General features: G+C 36.9%; 23 protein-coding genes. 22 read left to right on the top strand and 1 reads right to left on the bottom strand.

The window, feature by feature from the left end; all coding sequences use genetic code 11:
* Positions 1-135: 135 nt before the first annotated feature.
* On the bottom strand, positions 136-1,389 hold the full coding sequence (gene metK, locus IPZ78_RS02210; protein WP_225551299.1) for a methionine adenosyltransferase: 1,254 nt from the start codon (positions 1,387-1,389) through the stop codon (positions 136-138).
* Between the two features lie 268 nt (positions 1,390-1,657).
* Between metK and IPZ78_RS02215 the strand changes: the two genes are divergently transcribed.
* The 22 genes from IPZ78_RS02215 (at position 1,658) to IPZ78_RS02320 (ending at position 22,347) form a co-directional block, all read left to right on the top strand.
* The gene (locus IPZ78_RS02215; protein WP_225551300.1) at positions 1,658-2,536 is read left to right on the top strand and encodes a diacylglycerol/lipid kinase family protein; all 879 of its coding nucleotides are present in this window, start codon (positions 1,658-1,660) and stop codon (positions 2,534-2,536) included.
* A gap of 12 nt (positions 2,537-2,548) precedes the next feature.
* A complete protein-coding gene (locus IPZ78_RS02220; RefSeq protein WP_225551301.1) occupies positions 2,549-2,896 on the top strand; it encodes a translation initiation factor in 348 nt (115 codons plus the stop codon).
* Between the two features lie 401 nt (positions 2,897-3,297).
* Positions 3,298-4,128 carry a MotA/TolQ/ExbB proton channel family protein gene (locus IPZ78_RS02225; RefSeq protein ID WP_225551302.1) on the top strand — a complete coding sequence of 277 codons (831 nt, stop codon included), beginning with the start codon at positions 3,298-3,300 and terminating at the stop codon, positions 4,126-4,128.
* 99 nt (positions 4,129-4,227) lie between these two features.
* A complete protein-coding gene (locus IPZ78_RS02230) occupies positions 4,228-4,884 on the top strand; it encodes an ExbD/TolR family protein (RefSeq protein WP_225551303.1) in 657 nt (218 codons plus the stop codon).
* Between the two features lie 13 nt (positions 4,885-4,897).
* Positions 4,898-5,455, top strand: coding sequence for an ExbD/TolR family protein (locus tag IPZ78_RS02235; protein WP_225551304.1), 558 nt, complete (start codon positions 4,898-4,900; stop codon positions 5,453-5,455).
* Between the two features lie 33 nt (positions 5,456-5,488).
* Positions 5,489-6,367, top strand: coding sequence for an energy transducer TonB (locus IPZ78_RS02240; RefSeq protein ID WP_225551305.1), 879 nt, complete (start codon positions 5,489-5,491; stop codon positions 6,365-6,367).
* A gap of 314 nt (positions 6,368-6,681) precedes the next feature.
* Positions 6,682-7,563, top strand: a complete 882-nt coding sequence (locus tag IPZ78_RS02245) for a PstS family phosphate ABC transporter substrate-binding protein (protein ID WP_225551306.1) — start codon at positions 6,682-6,684, stop codon at positions 7,561-7,563.
* Positions 7,564-7,589: 26 nt separating this feature from the next.
* Positions 7,590-9,326 (top strand): tetratricopeptide repeat protein, encoded by a 1,737-nt coding sequence (locus tag IPZ78_RS02250; protein WP_225551307.1) that lies wholly within the window; start codon positions 7,590-7,592, stop codon positions 9,324-9,326.
* A gap of 119 nt (positions 9,327-9,445) precedes the next feature.
* Positions 9,446-9,817 carry an NADH-quinone oxidoreductase subunit A gene (locus tag IPZ78_RS02255; RefSeq protein WP_225551476.1) on the top strand — a complete coding sequence of 124 codons (372 nt, stop codon included), beginning with the start codon at positions 9,446-9,448 and terminating at the stop codon, positions 9,815-9,817.
* Between the two features lie 89 nt (positions 9,818-9,906).
* Positions 9,907-10,461 (top strand): NADH-quinone oxidoreductase subunit B, encoded by a 555-nt coding sequence (locus IPZ78_RS02260; protein ID WP_225551308.1) that lies wholly within the window; start codon positions 9,907-9,909, stop codon positions 10,459-10,461.
* Positions 10,454-10,957, top strand: coding sequence for an NADH-quinone oxidoreductase subunit C (locus IPZ78_RS02265; RefSeq protein ID WP_225551309.1), 504 nt, complete (start codon positions 10,454-10,456; stop codon positions 10,955-10,957). The genes IPZ78_RS02260 and IPZ78_RS02265 overlap by 8 nt, the downstream gene beginning before the upstream one ends.
* A 14-nt stretch (positions 10,958-10,971) precedes the next feature.
* A complete protein-coding gene (locus IPZ78_RS02270; protein ID WP_225551310.1) occupies positions 10,972-12,207 on the top strand; it encodes an NADH-quinone oxidoreductase subunit D in 1,236 nt (411 codons plus the stop codon).
* On the top strand, positions 12,200-12,724 hold the full coding sequence (locus tag IPZ78_RS02275; RefSeq protein ID WP_225551311.1) for an NADH-quinone oxidoreductase subunit NuoE family protein: 525 nt from the start codon (positions 12,200-12,202) through the stop codon (positions 12,722-12,724). The genes IPZ78_RS02270 and IPZ78_RS02275 overlap by 8 nt, the downstream gene beginning before the upstream one ends.
* Positions 12,725-12,729: 5 nt before the next feature.
* Positions 12,730-14,085 carry an NADH-quinone oxidoreductase subunit NuoF gene (gene nuoF / locus IPZ78_RS02280; RefSeq protein WP_225551312.1) on the top strand — a complete coding sequence of 452 codons (1,356 nt, stop codon included), beginning with the start codon at positions 12,730-12,732 and terminating at the stop codon, positions 14,083-14,085.
* 19 nt (positions 14,086-14,104) lie between these two features.
* Positions 14,105-15,121, top strand: coding sequence for a 2Fe-2S iron-sulfur cluster-binding protein (locus IPZ78_RS02285; protein WP_225551313.1), 1,017 nt, complete (start codon positions 14,105-14,107; stop codon positions 15,119-15,121).
* Between the two features lie 6 nt (positions 15,122-15,127).
* The gene (nuoH, locus tag IPZ78_RS02290; RefSeq protein ID WP_225551314.1) at positions 15,128-16,168 is read left to right on the top strand and encodes an NADH-quinone oxidoreductase subunit NuoH; all 1,041 of its coding nucleotides are present in this window, start codon (positions 15,128-15,130) and stop codon (positions 16,166-16,168) included.
* 7 nt (positions 16,169-16,175) lie between these two features.
* A complete protein-coding gene (locus IPZ78_RS02295) occupies positions 16,176-16,694 on the top strand; it encodes a NuoI/complex I 23 kDa subunit family protein (protein ID WP_225551315.1) in 519 nt (172 codons plus the stop codon).
* A 5-nt stretch (positions 16,695-16,699) separates the two neighbouring features.
* Entirely contained in the window at positions 16,700-17,197 is a 498-nt protein-coding gene (locus tag IPZ78_RS02300) for an NADH-quinone oxidoreductase subunit J family protein (RefSeq protein ID WP_225551316.1), read from the top strand.
* Positions 17,197-17,526, top strand: coding sequence for an NADH-quinone oxidoreductase subunit NuoK (gene nuoK / locus IPZ78_RS02305; protein ID WP_225551317.1), 330 nt, complete (start codon positions 17,197-17,199; stop codon positions 17,524-17,526). The genes IPZ78_RS02300 and nuoK overlap by 1 nt, the downstream gene beginning before the upstream one ends.
* Before the next feature lie 20 nt (positions 17,527-17,546).
* The gene (nuoL, locus tag IPZ78_RS02310; RefSeq protein WP_225551318.1) at positions 17,547-19,466 is read left to right on the top strand and encodes an NADH-quinone oxidoreductase subunit L; all 1,920 of its coding nucleotides are present in this window, start codon (positions 17,547-17,549) and stop codon (positions 19,464-19,466) included.
* 25 nt (positions 19,467-19,491) lie between these two features.
* On the top strand, positions 19,492-20,937 hold the full coding sequence (locus IPZ78_RS02315) for a complex I subunit 4 family protein (protein WP_225551319.1): 1,446 nt from the start codon (positions 19,492-19,494) through the stop codon (positions 20,935-20,937).
* 24 nt (positions 20,938-20,961) lie between these two features.
* Complete coding sequence (locus IPZ78_RS02320; RefSeq protein WP_225551320.1) at positions 20,962-22,347, top strand: NADH-quinone oxidoreductase subunit N; 1,386 nt, start codon at positions 20,962-20,964, stop codon at positions 22,345-22,347.
* Positions 22,348-22,392 lie beyond the last annotated feature (45 nt).

A 22,392-nucleotide genomic window follows, 5' to 3' on the forward strand; every position in this document is an offset into this window, starting at 1 on the left:
ATTGTACTTTCATATCGTTTTTTGGGTGCACCTCAATTTACAAAAAATTGAGGACAAAAAACATAAGCCCCGCCATTATTTTTTAATGACGGGGCTCTTTAATTAACAGACCTTTTTAGACAGCCTCTTTTATGCTTAAATATTAAAAGCTTCTTTAATTTTATCAACGTAATCTAACTTTTCCCAAGTAAATAAATCTACTTCTATAGTTTTAGATTCTCCGTTTGAATTTTCAAAAGTCTTAGTTACAGTCTTATTTGTTCTACCCATGTGGCCATACGCGGCTGTCTCTGAGTATATAGGATTGCGTAAACCTAAGCGAGTCTCGATGCCATAAGGCGTCATATCGAATACTTCAGATATTTTGTTCGCTATTTCCCCGTCGGTTGCACTTATTTTGCTTGTTCCGTAGGTGTTCACGTAAATTCCCATTGGGTCTTTAACGCCAATAGCATAAGATATTTGTACTAATATTTCATCAGCAACGCCAGCTGCAACTAGATTTTTCGCAATATGACGAGTTGCATATGCTGCAGATCTATCTACTTTTGATGGATCTTTACCCGAGAAGGCACCACCGCCGTGCGCGCCTTTGCCACCATATGTATCCACGATAATTTTTCGACCAGTAAGCCCCGTGTCACCGTGAGGACCTCCAATTACAAACTTTCCAGTAGGGTTTATATGGAATTTGATATTGTCTGTAAATAAAGCTTGAAGTTCAGGCTTCAGTTGTGCCTTTACACGCGGTATCAAGATGTTTTTGATGTCTTCTGTGATCTTCGCTAGCATAGTTGCTTCCGTGTCAAAATCATCATGTTGTGTTGAAATGACAATAGTATCAATACGTTGAGGCTTATGGTCATCACTATATTCTAGCGTGACTTGTGATTTCGCATCTGGACGCAAATATGTGATTGCATCGTTTTCACGTCTCAAATTAGCCAATTCGTATAATAAACGATGAGATAAGTCTAATGCCAATGGCATATAGTTCTCAGTTTCGTTACTTGCATATCCGAACATGATCCCTTGGTCTCCAGCGCCTTGGTCTTGTCTCGTAGTGCGGTCAACACCTTGGTTAATGTCTGCTGATTGCTCATGGATAGCGGATAATACGCCGCATGAGTTTGCTTCAAACATATATTCGGACTTTGTGTAGCCTATTTTTTCGATTACAGAACGTGTGATTTTCTGAACATCAAGATATATTTTTGATTTTACCTCTCCTGCTAATACAACTTGTCCTGTTGTTACCAATGTTTCTATCGCTACGCGGGCATCTTCGTCCCAAGCTAAGAAATTGTCAATTAGAGCATCTGAAATTTGATCGGCAATTTTGTCAGGATGGCCTTCCGATACAGATTCGGATGTAAATAAGTATGCCATATTTATTTTTTGTTTTAAAACACTAATAAAATGGAGGTGCTATCGAAAAGATAGAAGTGAAAAACGAATAGTAGAATGGTTTTTAGCACTTTTTTTTCGTGGTTGCAATCTCCCTTTTTACTTCAGATTTGTAAAATGCAAATCAGTCCACATTTTTATTTGGTCGCAAAGTTACAACTCTTTTATTATTATCACAATAAATGAATCCTATATTATTAATTTTTGTACGTTATTAAATTGGTTTATATTTACTGTGTTGAATATTGATATGGAAGAACAGAAGAAGATACTTTTTGTAATTAATCCTATTTCGGGGGGGAAGAAAAAGACAGCCTTTAATAAGAAAGTTTTGGAAGTCTTGGATATGGGAAAGTTCAAGCCAACATTTCAACATACATCTGGTCCTAATCATGCGTATGAATTAGGTCAAATGGCAATCAAGGAAGGCTATGATGCCGTGGTAGCAGTTGGTGGTGACGGGACAATTAATGAGTTGGGATCAGCTCTTCTGGGGACTAATATCCCCATGGGAATTATTCCAGAAGGTTCTGGTAATGGTTTAGCCTTGTATTTGGGTATACCTATGAACGAAACATCAGCAATTAATAGGCTGAATCGTTTTGAAACTGTTGACGTGGATTGCGGCCTCATTAATGATAAGCCTTTCTTTAATATTGCAGGAATGGGATTTGACGCCTCTGTATCGGATAGGTTTGCAAATGATTCTGTCAGAGGTCCAATCGGTTATCTTCGTTCGGCCATTAATGTCATAAGTAATTATAAGCCTTGTCGATATGAGTTGGTAATAGATGGTGTATCGTATGAAAGAGAGGCTTTTATGATCTCCGTAGCAAACTCTCCGCAGTATGGAAACAATGCCTATATAGCGCCAAATGCGTCTGTTACTGACGGGGTCTTGGATGTATGTATTGTGCATAAGTTCCCAATGTATACGTTACCCATGATGGTTTTTCATTTATTTAATAGATCGGCTGATCAATCTGAATATGTTGAAATTATTCCAGGAAGGGATATTAAAATAAAACGTAAGGAAGATGGCCCATTGCATGTCGATGGAGAGCCAATTACTATGGTTGGTGATTTGAATATATGTGTAAAGCCACGTTCATTAAAAATAATTTGTTAAGAATAAAATACAATGGCTAAGCAAAAGAAACAAAGGTTTGAAGGTATAGTATATTCGACAGATTCAACTTTTGAGTATGAATCTGATAATACTGAAATAATAGAGAGCTTACCCGCTAAGCAACAAAAACTTCGTGTTGAGCTGGATAAAAAGTCTAGAAAAGGAAAAGTAGTTACTTTAATTTCAGGTTTTATATGTACAGATGACGATTTACAAGATCTAGCAAAAATATTAAAACAAAAATGTGGGGTAGGTGGAAGTGCCAAAGAAGGCGAAATACTGATACAAGGTGACTTTAAACAAAAGATATTTGAATTATTGAAAAGTCTTGACTATCAAGTAAAACTTGTTGGGGGATAACAATATTGTCGTTCTTAAGTCGTTTATATAAAGAATGTTACAAAGTCCGGTTGTTTGTCCGAAGCGTAAGGTGTTAAAATTCAAAGTGAGTGTTTGGTTACTTATTTTTTGGTGTTAACTATTTATTAATTTGGATATGCAAAAAAAAATGGTTTTTATTGCATAATATTCAGTAGATGGATTTGGGTTTTTAATCACGCATGAGGATAGGATTACCGCGCTGATCGTTCTTATCGTAGTCCATAAAAGAATAATAAAAAACGGGTTGAAAAAATTTGAATTTTATATCAAAATAGTATATTTGTTTTGACAATAGTCAGAATGATGTCAATAATTTGCATTATTTTAATAGAATTAAACATAATAATTAAACAACAGTAAAAATCTAAAACTTAGTAAAAATGGCAAACGCACCAAAAACTACTAGCCCAGCACAGCAAGAAAGCGGCAATTCAGGTAATTTATTTGCGAGTTTAGCAATCGTTATTTGTTTCATAGTTGGTTATTTAATCTGGCAATATGTGATGGGAAATCCTTCAAATTTTGTCGATGGAAATCCTGAAAACCAACCTCTTCCAGGTAACTATGGTGGTATGGTTTACCATGCTGGTGTGATCGTACCAGTTCTTATCGGTTTATTTTTGATGGTATTTGTTTTCTCAATTGAGCGTTTTATCGTTATTGGTAAAGCTTCAGGTACAGGAAATGTAGGTAATTTCGTTAGAAAGGTACAATCATTATTAAAAACTGGAAACATTGATTCAGCTATCGCTGAGTGTGACAAACAAAAAGGTTCTGTAGCTAACGTAATCAAAGCAGGTTTATTGAAATATAAAGACGTTGAAGCTAATCCAGGATTAGACGCTGAAAAATCAGCTTTAGCTATCCAAAAAGAAATCGAAGAGACTACAGCATTAGAAATGCCAATGTTAGAGAAAAACTTAAACGTATTAGCTACATTAGTTTCTATCGGTACATTAACAGGTCTATTAGGTACAGTAACAGGTATGATCAAGGCCTTCTCTGCATTAGCAACAGGTGGTGCTCCAGATTCAGCTAAATTAGCAAACGGTATCTCTGAGGCCCTTATCAATACGGCTACAGGTATCGCATGTTCTACTTTTGCAATTGTATTCTACAATATCTTAACTGCAAAAATTGACAAATTAACTTATTCTATCGACGAGGCTGGTTTCTCAATCGTACAAACGTACGCTGCTAACCACAAGTAAGATGTTTTAAAAATTATTTCAATTTTTTTTATGGAAAATGAAATAATAAAGCATCATTAGATTAAGACATAGAGTTGTTAATATATAAAAGGTAAAGAAATGGGTAAAGCAAAAGTAAAAAGAGCCAGTACATCGATCGACATGACGGCGATGTGTGACGTGTCTTTCTTGCTTCTTACATTCTTCGTTCTTACAGCAACTGCTAGGACTCCTGAAACCCTGACGGTTGATACAGCGCCTTCATATTCACAAGCAAAATTGCCTGATGGTAATTTGGCTGTAATTACAGTAGGAGATGAAGGTAAAGTATTCTTCAGTATGAGTGATCCTAATGTACGTGTACAGACATTGCAACAAATGGCTAGCATTTACGGTGTAGAATTCACTCCAGAAGAGTACGGTAAGTTCAAAAATCTTGAGGATTTTGGTGTAAACATGAAGACAATGAAGACATTGTTGGCAGCAGATCAATCAGAAAGAACGGCAGAAAGACAAAGTGGAATTCCTGTTGACTCAACGCAGACTACTTCAAATGAGTTGTTTTCATGGGTTAAGCAGGCTCGTATAGCTTCAGCTACGATTTTGAAAGATAAGGCATTAGAGGATGGTAAAGATCCAGACGATATTGAACTAATGACTGTAGCAATCAAATCTGATGCGGATGAGAAATTTCCAAGTTTGAATTTAATAATTGAGACATTACGTAATCAGAAACAAAATAAGTTCAGTTTCGTTACTGGCCTTAAAGCTGATTAATAATAATATTTAAATGGCAGAATTAAATCAAGACTCCGGTAAAAAGGGTAAAGGTGGAAAGGTAAGAGCCAAGAAAAATGGGGGTAAGGTAGATCTTACAGCCATGGTGGATTTGGCGTTCTTATTGATTACATTCTTTATGTTGACAACATCCTTGAATAAGCCCCAAGCTATGGACGTAGCGATGCCAGACAAAAACGTTGAAACAGATAAAGATACTGATGTAGACGTAGATGAGCATCGTAGTGTAACATTGGTTTTAGGATCAGATGATAAGCTGGTGTGGTATCAAGGAGATGTTAAGAATCCACTTCAAGCTCCTGCAGTGATTGATTATAGCGCAGAAGGATTGCGTGCAGTATTAATGAGAATGCAAAAACTTGTTCCACAACAAGCTGGCGGCAAAGACATTATCGTTGTAATTCGTCCTAGTGAAAAATCAGTTACACGCAACATTATTGATGCGTTGGATGAAATGAAGATTGTAGACATTAAGCGTTATATGATATCTAACCGTATCATGAACGAAGAAATTGAGCTATTGAAAAAAGAAAATTTGTACAACGATTAGTTGTTGTATAGGTTCTCATAAACTAATAATAATATGTTTGGAAAATTAAATATATTTAAAAGTGAGTGGCTTGATGTTGTCTTCGAGAACAGGAATAAAGCTTACGGTGCTTATGAGCTACGTAAGATGGGTCCAAAAGCAACTAATACTGCACTAGCTATTGTAGTAGCTGTGGTGACCGTATTCAGTTTACCAAAAGCTTTGAATTTAGACCTTTTCAAAAGTGAAGAAGGTCCTAAGGAAGAAGTAGCATTTACTGAAGAAGTTACGCTAGAGGATTTGGCTGAAGAATTACCTGAAGAGGAAAAGCCGCCTGTACAAGAAGAAGCACCAAAGATTGCAGAATCTAAGCCCGCTTTAGATGTTGTAGCTCTTCCAGAGATTAAGCCAGTTCCTAAAGAAAAGGCTGTGACGGAAGAAGTAGCAACAGTAGAGGAAGCTACTGATAAGAAAAAACTCATCGGTCCAGTGGCGATGAAAGGTATGAAAGGCGGAAGTATCACTACTGAAGGTAAATGGGGTACAAAAGATGTAGCTGGTGCTGCAACTGGTAGTACGAAAGGCGTTGAAGGTGGTACAGGTACAGGTGAAGAGATTTTCCAATCCGTGGAAATTCAACCAGAGCCACCAGGTGGTCTAAATGCGTTCCGTAAATGGATCGGAGATAACTATCAATACCCTCAGTCAGCAATTGATGCTGGTGTGAAAGGAACAGTACAAGTTACTTTCGTTGTAGAGAAAGATGGTTCATTGACAGACATTAAAGTAGCGCGTGATTTATCATATGGTACAGGACAAGCAGCTATTAACGTTTTGAAAAGAGCGAAGAAGTGGAGTCCAGGTATTCAAAATGGTAGACCGGTACGTGTTGCGTATTCACTTCCTATTCGTTTGGATTTATCAAATATGTAATGAATAATTCAGAAATGAATACCAATAAATTTAGACAGAAATCGCCAACAAAGCGATTTCTGTCTATTTTAGGCCTATGCATGTTTTTCTTTTATTTCATTGTAGGGCTCCTAATAATCTTTTGGAAAGATTTTCCAATTGAAATTGACAAAACATATAAGAATATGTTTGGAATATTACTCATTGTATATTCTTTTATGCGTTTTGCTAGATTGTGGCAAAATAATTTTATACGTTAAAAAATGTTAAGGATTAATCCTTTTTTTCAAAAGTTAATCATATTGGTAATGAATTTGTTCTATAGAATAGTATATATGTTAACAGCTTTTATTTTTTTCATTTCTTGTAGTAACAATTCAAGAGATGAAAATAAGAAGGATGACATTTTATCAGGCAATATATCGGTTTTGGTAGATGAAACGTTAATGCCGATAGCTTTAGAACAAAAGGAGGTCTTTGAAAGCTCGTATTATAATGCGAAGATTGATTTAGTAGGCAAGCCAGAAGTCCAAGCCGTTAATGATTTAATTAAAGGAGACGCAGCCATGATCATATTATCGCGAGAATTGACATCGGAGGAGCGTAAATCGTTTGAACAACGATCTATTACGCCACGAATTTATTCGTTCGCTTATGATGCTGTAGTATTGATAGGTAGTTTGGATGTTGATTCAACAATAAAGAGTCAAGACATTATCGATTTAATGAGCGGTACTAATATCCGCAATACGAAATTGGTTATAGACAATCCGAATTCAAGTTTGGTTAGATATTTTAGAGAATATGGTAAGCTTCAAAAAATAGCTAATACATATTTGGAAGTAGCTAATGACGCTGAGGGTGTTTTGTCTACGGTAGCAGAAGGGAATGGTAAAATTGGATTACTAAGTTTTAATCAATATTTATCTTTGGAAAGAAGCTTTTTAAAAAAGGATAAAATTCGTATCTTGAGCGTGCTGAATGATACTTTGGGTTCACCAAAATATGTTAAGCCTTCGCAGGCATCTCTTTCTACCGGGGAATATCCCTTAAAAAGAGAGTTAAAAGTGTTAAATTACCAACCGAACTTAGGATTGGGGATGGGGTTTTCAGCTTTTATGACAGGAGATAGAGGGCAACGAATTGTATTAAAATCAGGTTTATTGCCTGCTATAATGCCAGGAAGAGAAATTATAATTAGAGATAACATAAATTAGTAAAATAACTAAGAAACATAAATATAATGATAACAAAAAGCAAATTGTTTTTGAGTTTATTAGCGGCAGGAGCTGTTGTAAGCACTGCTAGTGCTCAAAGTTTAAAAGACGCACAAGCAGCTATTGATGCAGAGCAATACGATAAAGCTAAAGGCATCTTACAGAATTTGGTAACAAAGAAACCAAAGGATGGACTGAATTATTTTTATTTAGGTCAAGTTTATCTAGTTAATGATAAATTGGATTCAGCAGCTTTGGCATTTAATAATGGTTTGACAAATGCTCCTAAAGAGGCTTTGAATACTGTTGGTTTAGGTATTGTTGATTTAGAAAAGAACAATGCGTCATCTGCAGAACAGAAATTCACACAAGCGGCTTCGGCATTAGGTAAAAAAGATTATTTGCCATTATATTATATAGGAAAAGCTTATGTTGAGGCGCCAAAGCCGGATTATGCAAAAGCTGTAGATTATTTATCTCAAGCGAAATCGAAAAACCCTAAAGATGCTTTAGTTCCCGTATCATTAGGTGATGCGTATTTAGGATTGGGAGAAAATAGTCAATCATACATTAGCTACCGTGATGCGTTGAATATTGATCCAAATTTGGTAAAAGCTAAAGTTCAACAAGCGTTAATCACTCGTCGTGCATTTGCATTTGACGCTGCATTGGAGTCATACAATTCAATAGCGACTGAATACCCGACTTATGGTCCTGTTTATCGTGAAATTGCGGAGACAGAATTACAAATCGCTAAACGTCTGCCAGATAATACAGATGAGCAAAAGGCTGCATACGAAGCTCAAGTAGCTAAAGCTGTAGGTAGTTATAAAAAATACCTAGAGGTGACAGGTGATAAATCATCTGATGCATTAGTGCGTTACGCTGACTTCTTGGTGTTTGGTCAAAAATACGATGAGTTAAAAACTGTAGCACTTCAATTGGAAAATGTACCAGGTGTGGATGCTAAAGTGTATCGTTATTTAGGTTTAATATCTATTAACCAAGATAAAGATGCTGCTAAAGCTGTAGGCTATTTCGATAAATTGTTTGCTGGAGCAGAAGAAAATCGTTTGATCGAATTTGATTACTTATTTGGTGGATTTGCAAACATTGAAGCAGGTGACAAAGCTAAAGGTCTTAACTATTTAGGTAAGGCATTAGAGATGAATGCTGAATTGATAAATGAAGTTGATGGTTACGGAAGAAATGCATTCAATGCTCAAAACTTCGAGGCTGCAGCTGCAATTTTTAATGTACCTGCTCAGCAAAAAGATAAGCCATGGTATTATGAAGCAAACTTCTTAGTTGGTGATGCAAGTTTCCGTGCTGGTAATAAGAAAAAAGAGGCTGGTGAAGACGCTACTAAAGAATTCAATGACGCTATTAAAGCTTTGGATGTTGTTATTAATTCAACAGATTCAGCTGCTGCAGACTACAAAGTTAATGCTATGTACATCAAAGGGTATAGCAACTATGGGTTAGATGTAATTGATCCTGAAAAACCTGAATTGCATAAAGGTTTGTATATTGCTGATTTTAATAATTTGGCTAAATTTTTAACAGACAAGCAATCTGCAGGTGCACAGTTGACAGAAGATGAGATAGTAAAATTAACTGACGTGTATAATGTTGTAGGTTATTCTTATATCTTAAAAGAAGATTATAAAGCTGCTGCAGAATTGTTTAAAAAGGCGGTTGCTTTAACTCCAACTGATGAGGTTGCGACACAATATTTAGAAGCATTGAAAGATGTAATCTAATTGAGTAACTATAAATACTTTATTAAAAGGGGAAACTGATTTCAGTTTCCCCTTTTATTTTTTGATAAAAGTTATATATTTGTTCCACAACTGATAAACTAAATTATATTATGGAAAATATGCAAGCTCAAAATCTTCCAATTGACTATTTACCGATATTAATTCAACTTTTTGTGGCAGCTGGTTTTGGTATTACAACAATTATTGGAACACATCTAATAGGACCAAAAGTACGTACTGAAAATAAGCTAACTGCATTTGAATCGGGGGTAGAAGTAATCGGTAATGCTAGACAACCATTCTCCATTAAATATTTTCTTGTGGCTATCCTTTTTGTAATATTCGATGTCGAAGTCATCTTTATGTACCCATGGGCAGTTAACTTCAGGGAGTTTGGATTTGAGGGCTTGATTGAGATGTTTATTTTCATGGGATTGCTATTGTTGGGCTTTATCTATGTAATTAAGAAAAAAGCATTAGACTGGGATTAGAACTGTTCTAAATAACATTCCGTTTATCAATTTAAGGAATAAAAATATTAAATTGAGACCTATATAAACTGAGGAAAGAATACTTTATTATGAGCAACGTCACCTTGTCCGAGGCGCCTCCAGGAGTGGAAGGAGCTGGATTTTTTGCCACTACGTTAGATAAAGCAATTGGATTAGCACGTGCTAATTCACTTTGGCCATTGCCATTTGCCACCTCATGCTGCGGTATTGAGTTTATGGCTACGATGGGATCTACTTATGATTTGGCAAGGTTTGGTGCGGAAAGACCAAGTTTTTCACCTCGTCAAGCTGATATGCTTTTGGTAATGGGTACTATCGCTAAGAAAATGGCGCCCGTACTTAAACAAGTTTATATACAAATGGCCGAACCTAGATGGGTCATTGCAGTGGGGGCTTGTGCATCAAGTGGAGGTATTTTTGATACATACTCAGTACTGCAGGGAATCGATGAAATTATACCTGTGGATGTCTACGTTCCTGGTTGTCCACCTAGACCAGAAGCAATTTTGGATGGTGTATTGAAATTACAAGAAATTGTAAAGAATGAGTCTTTAAATAGACGTAATACGCCAGAATACAAAGCATTGTTGGAGAAATATGGAATAGCGACGAGTAATGGATAAGTTAACTAATCAATTTATTGTAGATAATTTGACTGGAAAGTTTGGTCAAGATATTGAGATTTTGGGTGAACCATACGATCTATTGACTGTGTCAACGATTTCATCAAGGATAACTGAATTGTTGATTTATCTTAAGGATGAAGAATCATTACGTTTCAATTATTTGACTGATATTACTGCGGTACATTATCCAAAGCAAGATAAAGAATTTGCAGTAGTTTATCATCTTCATAATTTGTTTCAAAATATACGTATTCGAATAAAGGTATTTTTAGATGGTAGTAATCCTACTATTTCTACTGTTACAAATATTTGGAAGGGAGCAAACTGGATGGAAAGAGAGACGTATGATTTTTATGGAATAAATTTCGAGGGTCATCCTGATTTGCGTCGCATATTGAATATGGATGAGTTAGATGTTTTTCCAATGCGAAAAGAACATCCTTTGGAAGATCCAAATAGAGTAGATAAGAAAGATTTTTATTTTGGCCGATAATTGAATTTACTTAGATGAGCAGCCCGATAACCAAAATAACACCCAATAGACCTGTCTTCGAAGACAACGATCCACAAGACGAATTAATTACCCTTAATATCGGTCCTACGCACCCAGCAACACATGGTGTGTTTCAAAATGTAGTGCAGATCGATGGTGAGCGTATCGTGAGTGGGGTGTCAACAATAGGCTATATTCACCGTGCTTTTGAAAAAATAGCAGAACATCGTCCTTTTTACCAAATTACACCGTTAACAGATCGTTTGAACTACTGCTCTTCGCCAATAAATAATATTGGGTGGCACATGACGGTGGAAAAGTTATTAGGAATTGAGATTCCCAAGCGTGTGCAGTATATGCGTGTAATTGTGATGGAATTGGCACGTATTGCTGATCATATTATATGTAATGGTATTTTGGGGGTAGATACGGGTGCGTTTTCGGGATTTTTATACGTTATGCAAGAACGTGAATTCATCTACGAAATTTATGAAGAAATCTGTGGTGCGCGGTTGACAACAAATATTGGTCGAATTGGTGGTTTTGAACGTGATTTCAATGAAGTTGCTTTCCAAAAGATCGAAGAGTTTTTAGAACGATATCCTCCTGTATTGAAAGAGTTTGAGGAATTATTCGTTCGCAATAGAATATTTATAGAGCGTACAGCGGGTGTTGCAGGTGTTACCCCGGAGGAAGCGTTGGACTATAGCTGGTCAGGTCCCATTTTGAGAGCTACTGGTGTAGATTATGATGTGCGCGTTGTGTCACCTTATTGTTCGTATGAAGAATTTGATTTTGAAGTTCCGGTAGGTACAAATGGTGATGTGTATGATCGATTCATGGTGCGTAATGCAGAAATGTACGAATCTCTAAAGATTATTAGACAGGCATTGGATAAAATTGCTAAAGAACCTGCAGGTGTATTTCATGCTGATGTTCCCGAATTTTATTTACCTCCTAAAGAGCAAGTCTATAACAATATGGAGGCATTAATATACCATTTCAAAATTGTGATGGGGGAATGGGAAACACCGCAGTCTGAAGTTTATCATGCTGTAGAAGGTGCAAATGGAGAATTAGGATTTTATTTAATTCATGATGGTGGTCGTACACCATATAGACTTCATTTCAGAAGACCTTCTTTTGTAAATTATCAAATGTTTGCACCGATGAGTGCAGGAATGTTGCTGTCGGATGCAATTTTAAATATGAGTAGTTTAAACGTAATAGCGGGAGAATTAGATGCTTAGTGTACAAGAGAACCTTCCGGTAGAATTTTCTGCAACGCTCTTGGTAAAATGTGCCGAGATTGTTAGTCGTTATCCTGTAGGTAAGCAAAAGTCTGCTTTGTTGCCCATTCTTCATGAGGTGCAAGCAGAATTTGGATGGCTGAGTACAGATGCTATGGACAAAATAGCTAACTTTTTACAGATTAAACCGATTGAGGTGTATGAGGTAGCCACATTTTATACCATGTATTTTTTAAAACCGCAAGGCAAGTATGCATTGGAGGTGTGTCGAACGGGGCCATGTTGCTTAGTTGGGGCAGAGAAGATTATGAAGCATATCGAACAACGTTTGGGTGTTAAAGAAGGGGAAGTATCAGCTGATGGTTTATTTTCTTGGAGAGGAGTAGAGTGTTTGGCTGCTTGTGGCTATGGTCCAGTTTTGCAAATTGGCCCAGAATATACTTTTTATGAGAATTTAACTGAAGATAGTGTTGATCAATTGATTGATACATTACGTAATAAAGCTAAAGAGGCATAATCACTATGGGACGTAAATTATTATTAGAGCATATCAATGAGCCTGGAATCGAGACCTTTGACGTATATCGTCAAAAAGGAGGTTACCGTGCTGTAGAAAAAGCTTTGAAAACGATGTCTCCTGATGATGTTGTCGAAGAGGTTAAGAAATCAGGTTTACGCGGTCGTGGTGGTGCAGGGTTTCCTACTGGTATGAAGTGGAGTTTTTTGGCCAAACCAGAGGGGGTAGCTAGATATTTAGTTTGTAATGGAGATGAATCAGAACCAGGAACATTCAAGGATCGTTATTTAATGACTCATATTCCCCATGCTTTGATTGAGGGGATGATTGTATCGAGTTATGCTTTAGGTGCGAATACCTCTTATATCTATGTTCGTGGCGAGATGATGCCTCAAATCCGTATTTTGGAGAAAGCGATTGAAGAAGCTAAAGCTGCCGGATTTTTAGGTAATAATATTTTAGGAACAGGCTATAATTTAGAAATATATGTTCAGCCTGGTGGTGGAGCATACATCTGTGGTGAAGAGACAGCTTTGTTGGAATCTTTGGAAGGAAAGCGTGGTAATCCGCGTATTAAACCACCATTTCCGGCTATTGCGGGCTTGTATGGATGTCCTACTGTGGTAAATAATGTAGAGTCTATTGCGTCTATTGTTCCGATTGTAAATGATGGTGGTGAAGAATATGCTAAGATTGGTATAGAGCGTAGTACAGGAACAAAACTGATTTCAGCATCTGGAAATATTAATAAACCTGGAGTGTATGAGATTGAATTGGGTGTGCCTGTAGAAGAATTTATTTATTCAGATGAATACTGTGGTGGCATTGCGAACGGAAAGAGATTAAAAGCATTGGTAGCGGGGGGATCTTCGGTGCCTATTTTACCAGCTAATTTAATTTCAAAAACGGTTACAGGTAATCCACGCTTAATGACGTACGAGTCACTAGCTGATGGTGGATTCCAAACGGGTACGATGTTGGGATCTGGAGGTTTTATAGTTTTTGATGAGGATCAATGTATAGTACGTAATACTTGGAATTTCGCCCGTTTTTATCACCATGAAAGCTGTGGACAATGTTCACCTTGTCGTGAGGGTACAGGCTGGATGGAAAAGGTATTACACAAGATAGAACATGGTCATGGGACTATGGAGGATATTGACTTATTGTGGGATATCCAGCGTAAGATCGAAGGTAATACCATTTGTCCTTTGGGAGATGCAGCAGCATGGCCTGTTGCGGCGGCGATAAGACATTTCCGCGATGAGTTTGAATGGCATGTGTTGAATCCACAGGAATCGCAAACACGTAATTATGGTTTGGCTCATTATGCTGATCCTTTAGCGACTGTAGTTCAATAGATATTTAGAAGCAGATACGATGGCAGACGAAGTTGTAAATTTTAAAGTCACAATAGATGGTATTCCTGTAGAAGTAGCGCCAGGAACTACTATATTAAATGCTGCGCGTCAGATTGGTGGGGATATTGTGCCACCAGCGATGTGTTATTACTCTAAGCTAGAAGGTTCGGGCGGGAAATGCCGTACTTGTCTAGTGAAAGTTTCTAAAGGTTCAGAGAAGGATCCTCGTCCAATGCCAAAACTTGTGGCGTCTTGCCGTACAACGGTAATGGACGGCATGGAGGTCCAAAATATCACATCTCCAGAAGTGGTGGAAGCTCGTAAAGGTGTGGTGGAGATATTGTTAATCAATCATCCTTTGGATTGTCCAATTTGTGATCAAGCAGGTGAGTGTAAACTACAAGATTTGGGCTATGAACATGGTTCTGAAGGCACCCGTTATGAATTCGAGCGTCGTACTTTTGAACGTGTTGACTTAGGCGATAAGATTCAATTGCATATGAACCGTTGTATTCTGTGCTATCGTTGCGTGTATGTTGCAAATCAATTGACAGAACAACGTGAACATGGTATTTTGTATCGTGGTGACCATTCTGAAATAACAACACACATCGAAAAAGCATTAGATCATGATTTCATAGGTAATGTGATTGATGTGTGTCCTGTAGGTGCACTGACCGATAAAACTTTCCGATTTAAAAATAGGGTTTGGTTTACAAAACCAGTAGATGCACACCGTGACTGTCCAACTTGTTCAGGAAAGGTGACTTTATGGTACAAAGGTGAAGAGGTGTTACGTGTTACTGGACGTAAGGATGAATTTGGCGAAGTAGAAGATTTTATTTGTAATACTTGTCGTTTCGATACTAAAAACACTTCAGATTGGGTGTTGGAACATCCGACTGATGTGGAAAAAGAATCTGTAATCGGTGCAAATCATTACGAACAATTTAACCTTCCACCAGTAATTAAGGAAGATGAAGTATTACAACTTGCGAATGCTGAGCAATTGCAAAGAACAGAACGTTTAAAATAATATTCGATGGAAGTTGCTTTTATAGTAGAGAAACTTATACTTGTTGTGATTGTATTCACTGTCACATTGGTGATAGCGATGTATTCCACACTTGCAGAACGCAAAATAGCAGGCTTCATGCAGGATCGACATGGTCCTGATAGAGCGGGTATTTTTGGGATTTTGCAACCCTTATGTGATGGGGGTAAATTCTTTTTCAAAGAAGAGATTATTCCAGCAGGTGCACATAAAAGTTTATTCATTTTAGGTCCTGTTATTGCGATTATAACCGCTTGTATTAGTTCGGCAGTAATTCCTTGGGGGCAAAATTTGGTCATTGACGGAAGAAGCATTCCATTACAAGTTGCGGACGTTAACATAGGCGTTTTGTATGTATTTGGTGTAATTGCATTAGGTGTATACGGAATCATGTTGGGTGGTTGGGCTTCAAATAATAAGTTCTCGTTGATGGGGGCGATTCGTGCCGCTTCACAAAGTATATCCTATGAAATCGGAATGGGCTTATCATTGATTGCTTTGTTGATGGTTACAGGAACGTTGCAGTTGGGAGAAATTGTAGCACAGCAATCCGGTTTTGTAAATTGGAATATTTGGGTGCAACCCTTAGGCTTTTTGATTTTCATTACCTGTGCTTTTGCAGAATGTAATCGTGTTCCTTTTGACTTACCAGAATGTGAAACTGAATTAGTAGGAGGGTACCATACGGAATATTCTTCGATGAAATTAGGTTTATATATGTTTTCGGAATACATCAATATGTTTGTGTCATCGGCACTGATGGCAACATTGTATTTTGGAGGTTACAATTTCCCGTTCATGTATGACTTGGGCTTGTCCGAAAACTGGATTACTATTATAGGCGTACTTGTCTTTTTCTTAAAAATATTTGGTTTCATTTTCTTCTTCATGTGGATCCGTTGGACATTACCACGTTTCCGTTATGATCAATTGATGAATTTGGGATGGAAAATATTAATTCCATTGGCTATAGCCAATATTGTGTTGACAGGTGTGATAACATTAATTAAGGATACTTACTTTCAATAATCGGGATATGCAATCATTAACTAATCGAAAAAAAGTCATCGAGCAAAAGCCAATGAACATATGGGAACGTATGTACTTACCAGCTATTGCGAAGGGACTGGCTATTACAATTCGACATTTTTTCAAGAAAATTCCTACGATCAAATATCCCGAAGAAATCAGACCTTACTCAAAAAATTTTAGAGGTCAGCATTCGCTAAAGCGTGATGAGCAGGGAAGAGAACGTTGTACGGCTTGTGGTCTATGTGCATTGTCATGTCCTGCGGAGGCTATCACAATGACTGCAGCAGAGCGTGAAAAGGGAGAAGAGCATTTATATCGTGAAGAGAAATATGCAGCTGTATATGAGATTAATATGCTGCGTTGTATTTTTTGCGGATTGTGTGAGGAAGCTTGTCCAAAAGAAGCCATTTATTTGGATGGTTCGCATGTCACAGCTGAATATTTACGTAAGGATTTTATTTATGGTAAGGATAAGTTGGTCGAGCCAAAATTTGATATTACAAAACTTAATGTAAACGAATAAGCATAATGGGGATATTTTATTTTGTAGCATTTTTGTCAATTTTCTTTGCGTTGATGACCATCTTCACGAAGAATCCAGTACATAGTGTATTGTATCTTGTGATTACGTTTTTCACGTTTACAATTCATTACATTTTGTTGAATGCCCAATTCTTGGCGGTAGTAAACTTTATCGTTTATATGGGGGCAATTATGGTTTTATTCTTGTTTGTCCTCATGCTCCTTAACCTCAATAAAGATACCGAACCCATGAAATCAACTTTAGTGAAGGTCATTGGGGCGATTGCTGGAATGTGTTTGTTGGCGACTTTCTTAGGCGCATTTCGCGTATTGGAAGGGCAAGGTGAGTTGGTGACAGGCAATACAGATGTCGGGTTGGTAAAGAATTTGGGTAAAGTATTATTCGATGAATTTTTATTGCCATTTGAGTTGTCATCAATCTTGTTGTTGACAGCGATGGTAGGTGCCATATTATTAGCTAAAAAAGAAACTAAAGAAGGATAATGGATTTTATTATTCAAAATATACAAGGAATTCCACTGAATCATTATTTGATTTTCTGTAGTGTGATTTTTGCTATCGGTGTTATCGGTGTATTGATTCGTCGCAATGTGATTATCATTATGATGTCAATAGAATTGATGCTGAATTCGGTTAACTTATTATTGGCAGCATTTTCCGCATACTATGGAGATGCCAGTGGTCAGGTATTTGTGTTTTTTGTCATGGCGCTAGCTGCTGCTGAAGTTGCAGTAGGTTTGGCGATTGTTATTATGGTTTATAGAAACACAAAATCTGTAGATATTGAATCCTTGAGTAAATTACGTTGGTAAAAGAGTAAAACCTAAATTATATGATTGAACTAATCTGGCTGATCCCGTTGATACCTTTATTAGGTTTTATAATTAATGGACTAGGACAGTATAATTTTTCGAAGTTAGAGATTGGACTTATTGGGTGCGGTACTGTATTAGGCTCATTTATTTTGAGCTGTGTGCTATTCGGACAAGTTCTCCAAGCTCGTAGTGCTGGAGACGATGCAACTACAGTATTTCATTTGTTCGAATGGATATCTGTAGGTGGATTTAATTTGAGTTTTTCTTTTCTGCTGGATCCTCTTAGTTCCTTAATGCTTTTGATTATTACAGGAATTGGATTTTTAATCCATCTGTACTCATACTCATATATGCATACGGATGAGTCATTTGGACGATTCTTTGCATATTTGAATCTTTTCATCTTCTTTATGCTATTACTTGTATTAGGTTCAAATTACTTAATCATGTTTATCGGTTGGGAAGGTGTTGGATTATGTTCTTATTTGTTGATTGGTTTTTGGTACAAAAACTCTTCTTACGCAAGTGCTGCTAAAAAGGCATTTGTGATGAACAGAATTGGAGATTTAGGATTTCTAATCGCTGTTTTTGCAATTCTTGCAACATTCGGTACATTGGAGTATACAGAAGTATTTAATAAGGCTTCCCAATTTCCGATTGGAGATGCGACATTATTATTAATAACCTTATTATTATTTATAGCAGCTACGGGTAAATCTGCACAGGTTCCTTTATTTACTTGGTTGCCAGACGCTATGGCAGGACCAACCCCAGTTTCGGCTCTTATCCACGCAGCTACGATGGTCACGGCCGGAATTTACATGATTATTCGTTCGAATATTTTGTTCACCCTATCGCCTTTGACAATGCAAATTATCGCGGGTATTGGTGTTGCTACAGCACTAATTGCTGCATTTATTGCGATAACTCAAAACGATATTAAGAAAGTTTTGGCTTATTCAACAGTGTCTCAACTGGGCTATATGTTCTTAGGTCTAGGAGTTGGTGCATTTACAGGGGCTTTCTTTCATGTCATGACTCATGCTTTTTTCAAAGCTCTATTATTCTTAGGCGCAGGTTCTGTTATTCATGCTATGCATCATGAACAAGATATGCGCAAAATGGGCGGGCTGAAAAAAGCTTTACCTATTACATACGCTACGATGCTCATAGGCACAATCGCCATTGCAGGTATTCCGCCTTTGTCAGGTTTTTTCTCTAAAGATGAAATCTTAGCTTTTACATTTGAGTCTAGTCCAATATTGTGGTGCTTAGGTTTTATTGGAGCATTGTTTACTGCGTTTTATATGTTTAGAATGTTGTTTTTGACTTTCTTTGGTAAATTCAGAGGAACGGAGGTGCAAAAACATCATTTACACGAGTCACCACTTCAAATGACTATTCCATTGATAATTTTAGCTGTTCTTTCAGTGTTTGGAGGGCTTATTAATTTACCAGCAGCACTAGGAGGTGGACATTGGTTGGCAGACTTTTTAAGTCCAATATTTACGCATACTAACTCACGTATTCCAGAAATCCATTTGGATCATAGTACAGAATATGTTTTAATGGGAGCGTCGGCTATCGCAGCAATTATTATGGCGATTTTGGCTTACAATAAATATGTGAAAAGAGCAGATATACCTCAGGAAGATGGTGTCAAACAAGGTGCATTATATAATTTATCTTACCACAAATTGTATATTGATGAGGTATACAATACACTATTTGTAAAACCGATAAATGCTTTGTCAAAAGTACTGTATAAAGTAATTGATAAATCAGTTATTGATGGTTTAGTGAATGGCGTTGCGGATTTGGTAAGTGCGTCAGGCAGAGGAATCCGCCAGTTGCAAAGCGGCTATGTGGGTTTTTATATCTTTATGATGGTATTAGGTGTTGCGGCGATTTTGCTGTACGGACTTTTGAATGTTTAAATAGATTTGAAATAGAAGATAATCAATGAATAACCTTTTTATACTGCTATTACTACCTGTTGCGAGTGCTATTCTGTTAGCCTTTGCAAAGTCTTCTTCCACAGCGAAGTGGATTGCTTTAGTATTGTCTCTCGTTCAAGTTGCATTGACTATACCGTTCCTATGTGCATTTATTCCTGATGCGAGTGTTCAGTTTGAACAATCATTTGAATGGATTTCAAGTCTTAATATTCGCTTTCATGTCGGTCTTGATGGGATCAGTTTGCCTTTAGTCTTATTGACCAACGGTTTATTTCCATTAATCATTTTATCCACGTTTTCAAGAGATTATAAACACAGTTTCTATGCATTAGCAAGTTTCATGCAATTTGGTTTATTGCTTGTTTTTACAGCGCTGGATGCATTTACATTCTATGTAGGGTGGGAAGCGGCATTGATTCCAATCTATTTCATCTGTGCATTGTGGGGAGAGGGCGATCGAATTCGTGTAAATTTGAAATTCTTTATTTATACATTCTTCGGAAGTTTATTGATGTTGATTGCTATTCTTTATTTAGCACAACAAACTCCAAATAAGGACTTCGAATGGGCTTCATTTGCAGCGTTAGAAATCGGGGAGAATGCTCAACGCTGGTTATTTTGGGCATTTTTTATTGCTTTCGCAATTAAAATCCCTGTATTTCCATTCCATACATGGCAACCTGATACTTATACGAATGCACCAACCGCTGGTACAATGCTATTAGCAGGTATTATGTTGAAAATGGGTACTTATGGTGTAATTCGTTGGTTAATTCCAGTGATTCCTTTTGGCACAAGTGTATATGGAACCGTCGCATTAGTACTCTGTATTATTGGTATTGTGTACGCCTCGATTATTGCATTCAAACAGCAAAATGCTAAACGTCTAATTGCTTATTCTTCGATAGCTCACGTAGGGTTAATTACAGCAGGTATTTTTGCATGGAATCAAGATGGGTTACAGGGGGCTTTATTACAAATGGTAAATCACGGCATTAGTGTAATTGGATTATTCCTTGTGTTAGATATTATCAAATCTAGAACTTCTACACTTAACTTAAGTGAATTAGGAGGTTTAGCATACAATATGCCAAAACTTGCTGTTTTCTTTGTAATTATTATGATGGGGGCAGTCGGATTGCCACTTACTAATGGTTTTGTAGGTGAGTTTTTATTGTTAAAGTCATTGTATAGTATTGATATTTGGTACGCCGTATTTGCAGGTCTTACGTTGATTTTTGGTGCAGTTTACATGTTGCGTTTATTTCAAAAATCAATGCTGGGTGTCTTAGATTCAAAGTATGTAAACGTATATGATGTCCGTGGTACAGAAATTATCGTACTCTCTATTGTGTCGGCATTGATAATCTTATTGGGGATTTTTCCGAATGAATTATTAAAGTTATCAGAAGCGTCGGTCAATCAACTAATTCAATCAATAAAGTTTTAAAAAAGTCAAAATACACAATCATTTATGGGAGCGATTATTACACTGTCTCTGTTGGGAATCCTGGTTTTATATTTAGGCTTATACAAAGCAAAATCTTTATTGTTACCCGTGACTATGCTTGGTCTGCTGTTGGCATTAGGTTTCGAAATAGCAGCTTGGAACACAGGTGAAGCACCTATATATAACGGCATGGTGCTGTTCGATAATTTTGCTTTGGCTTTTTCTATTGTTTGTATTTTTATAACAGGTCTTGTCCTGTTGTTATCTAAGGAATATTTTAGTTCGATAAGTAAAAATGTAGCTGAGTATTATTGCTTGATACTGTTCTCATTATCTGGAGCATTAATGGTATGTTCTTATCATAATTTTGCAATGCTTTTTGTTGGTATAGAGGTTATGTCAGTGGCTTTATACATTCTTGTTGGTATCCGTAAGTCAGATTTTTCTTCTAATGAAGCGGCTTTAAAATATTTCTTAATGGGGGCATTTTCAACAGGATTTCTTCTGTTTGGAATTACATTGCTTTATGGAGCGACAGGTACGTTTGATATCACAGGTGTAAAAAATTATTTGTTGTCTAATCCTACGACTATTTCGCCGTTGTTCTACGGAGGTATCTTATTGTTATTGGTAGGTCTTTTGTTTAAAATTGGTGCCGCACCATTTCATTTTTGGACACCTGATGTGTATGACGGGGCTCCAATATTAATTACTACATATATGAGTACAGTAGTGAAGGTAGCATCTTTTGCAGGCTTCATTAAGTTATTCTCTTACGTATTTGCACCTTTACAAGATTTCTGGACACCAGTACTTCTGGTTATCATCGTTGTCACATTATTTATTGGTAATATCACAGCGATGAAGCAGACTAGCTTCAAACGTATGCTTGCTTATTCGAGTATATCACATGCAGGTTATATGCTTTTTGCTATAATTTCCTTGGGGGCAAACGCAAACTCTAGTATTCTGGTTTACGGTTTGGCTTACTCTTTGGCTAGTGTTGCAGCATTTGCGGGGTTGATATTGGTCAAGCGTAGTCATGGCTCAGATCAGTTTATAGCTTTTGATGGCCTAGGAAAGACAAATCCTTTGTTGGCATTGGTTATTACTGTAGCGATGTTGTCTTTGGCTGGTATTCCACTTACGGCGGGTTTTATTGGTAAATTTATGTTGTTTAGTGGAGCGATGGCTGATTATCATGTGATATTATTGGTAATGGCGGTTATTAATGCAGCCATAGGTATTTTCTATTATTTGAGGGTAGTTGTACATATGTATTTCTATCCAAGTACTGTAGGTCAGGACACACTAGTTGTACCCGTTAGTTTTAATGTGGTGCTTATAATTACACTTTTGCTTACGGTGCTAGTGGGGGTATATCCAAATTGTATTATATCCTTATTGTAAGAAATAAATATTTTTACTGTAAAGCTCTTCTTTAGAAGAGCTTTT

Source organism: Sphingobacterium bovistauri, from assembly GCF_020295405.1.
GTDB classification, from domain to species: Bacteria; Bacteroidota; Bacteroidia; order Sphingobacteriales; family Sphingobacteriaceae; genus Sphingobacterium; species Sphingobacterium bovistauri.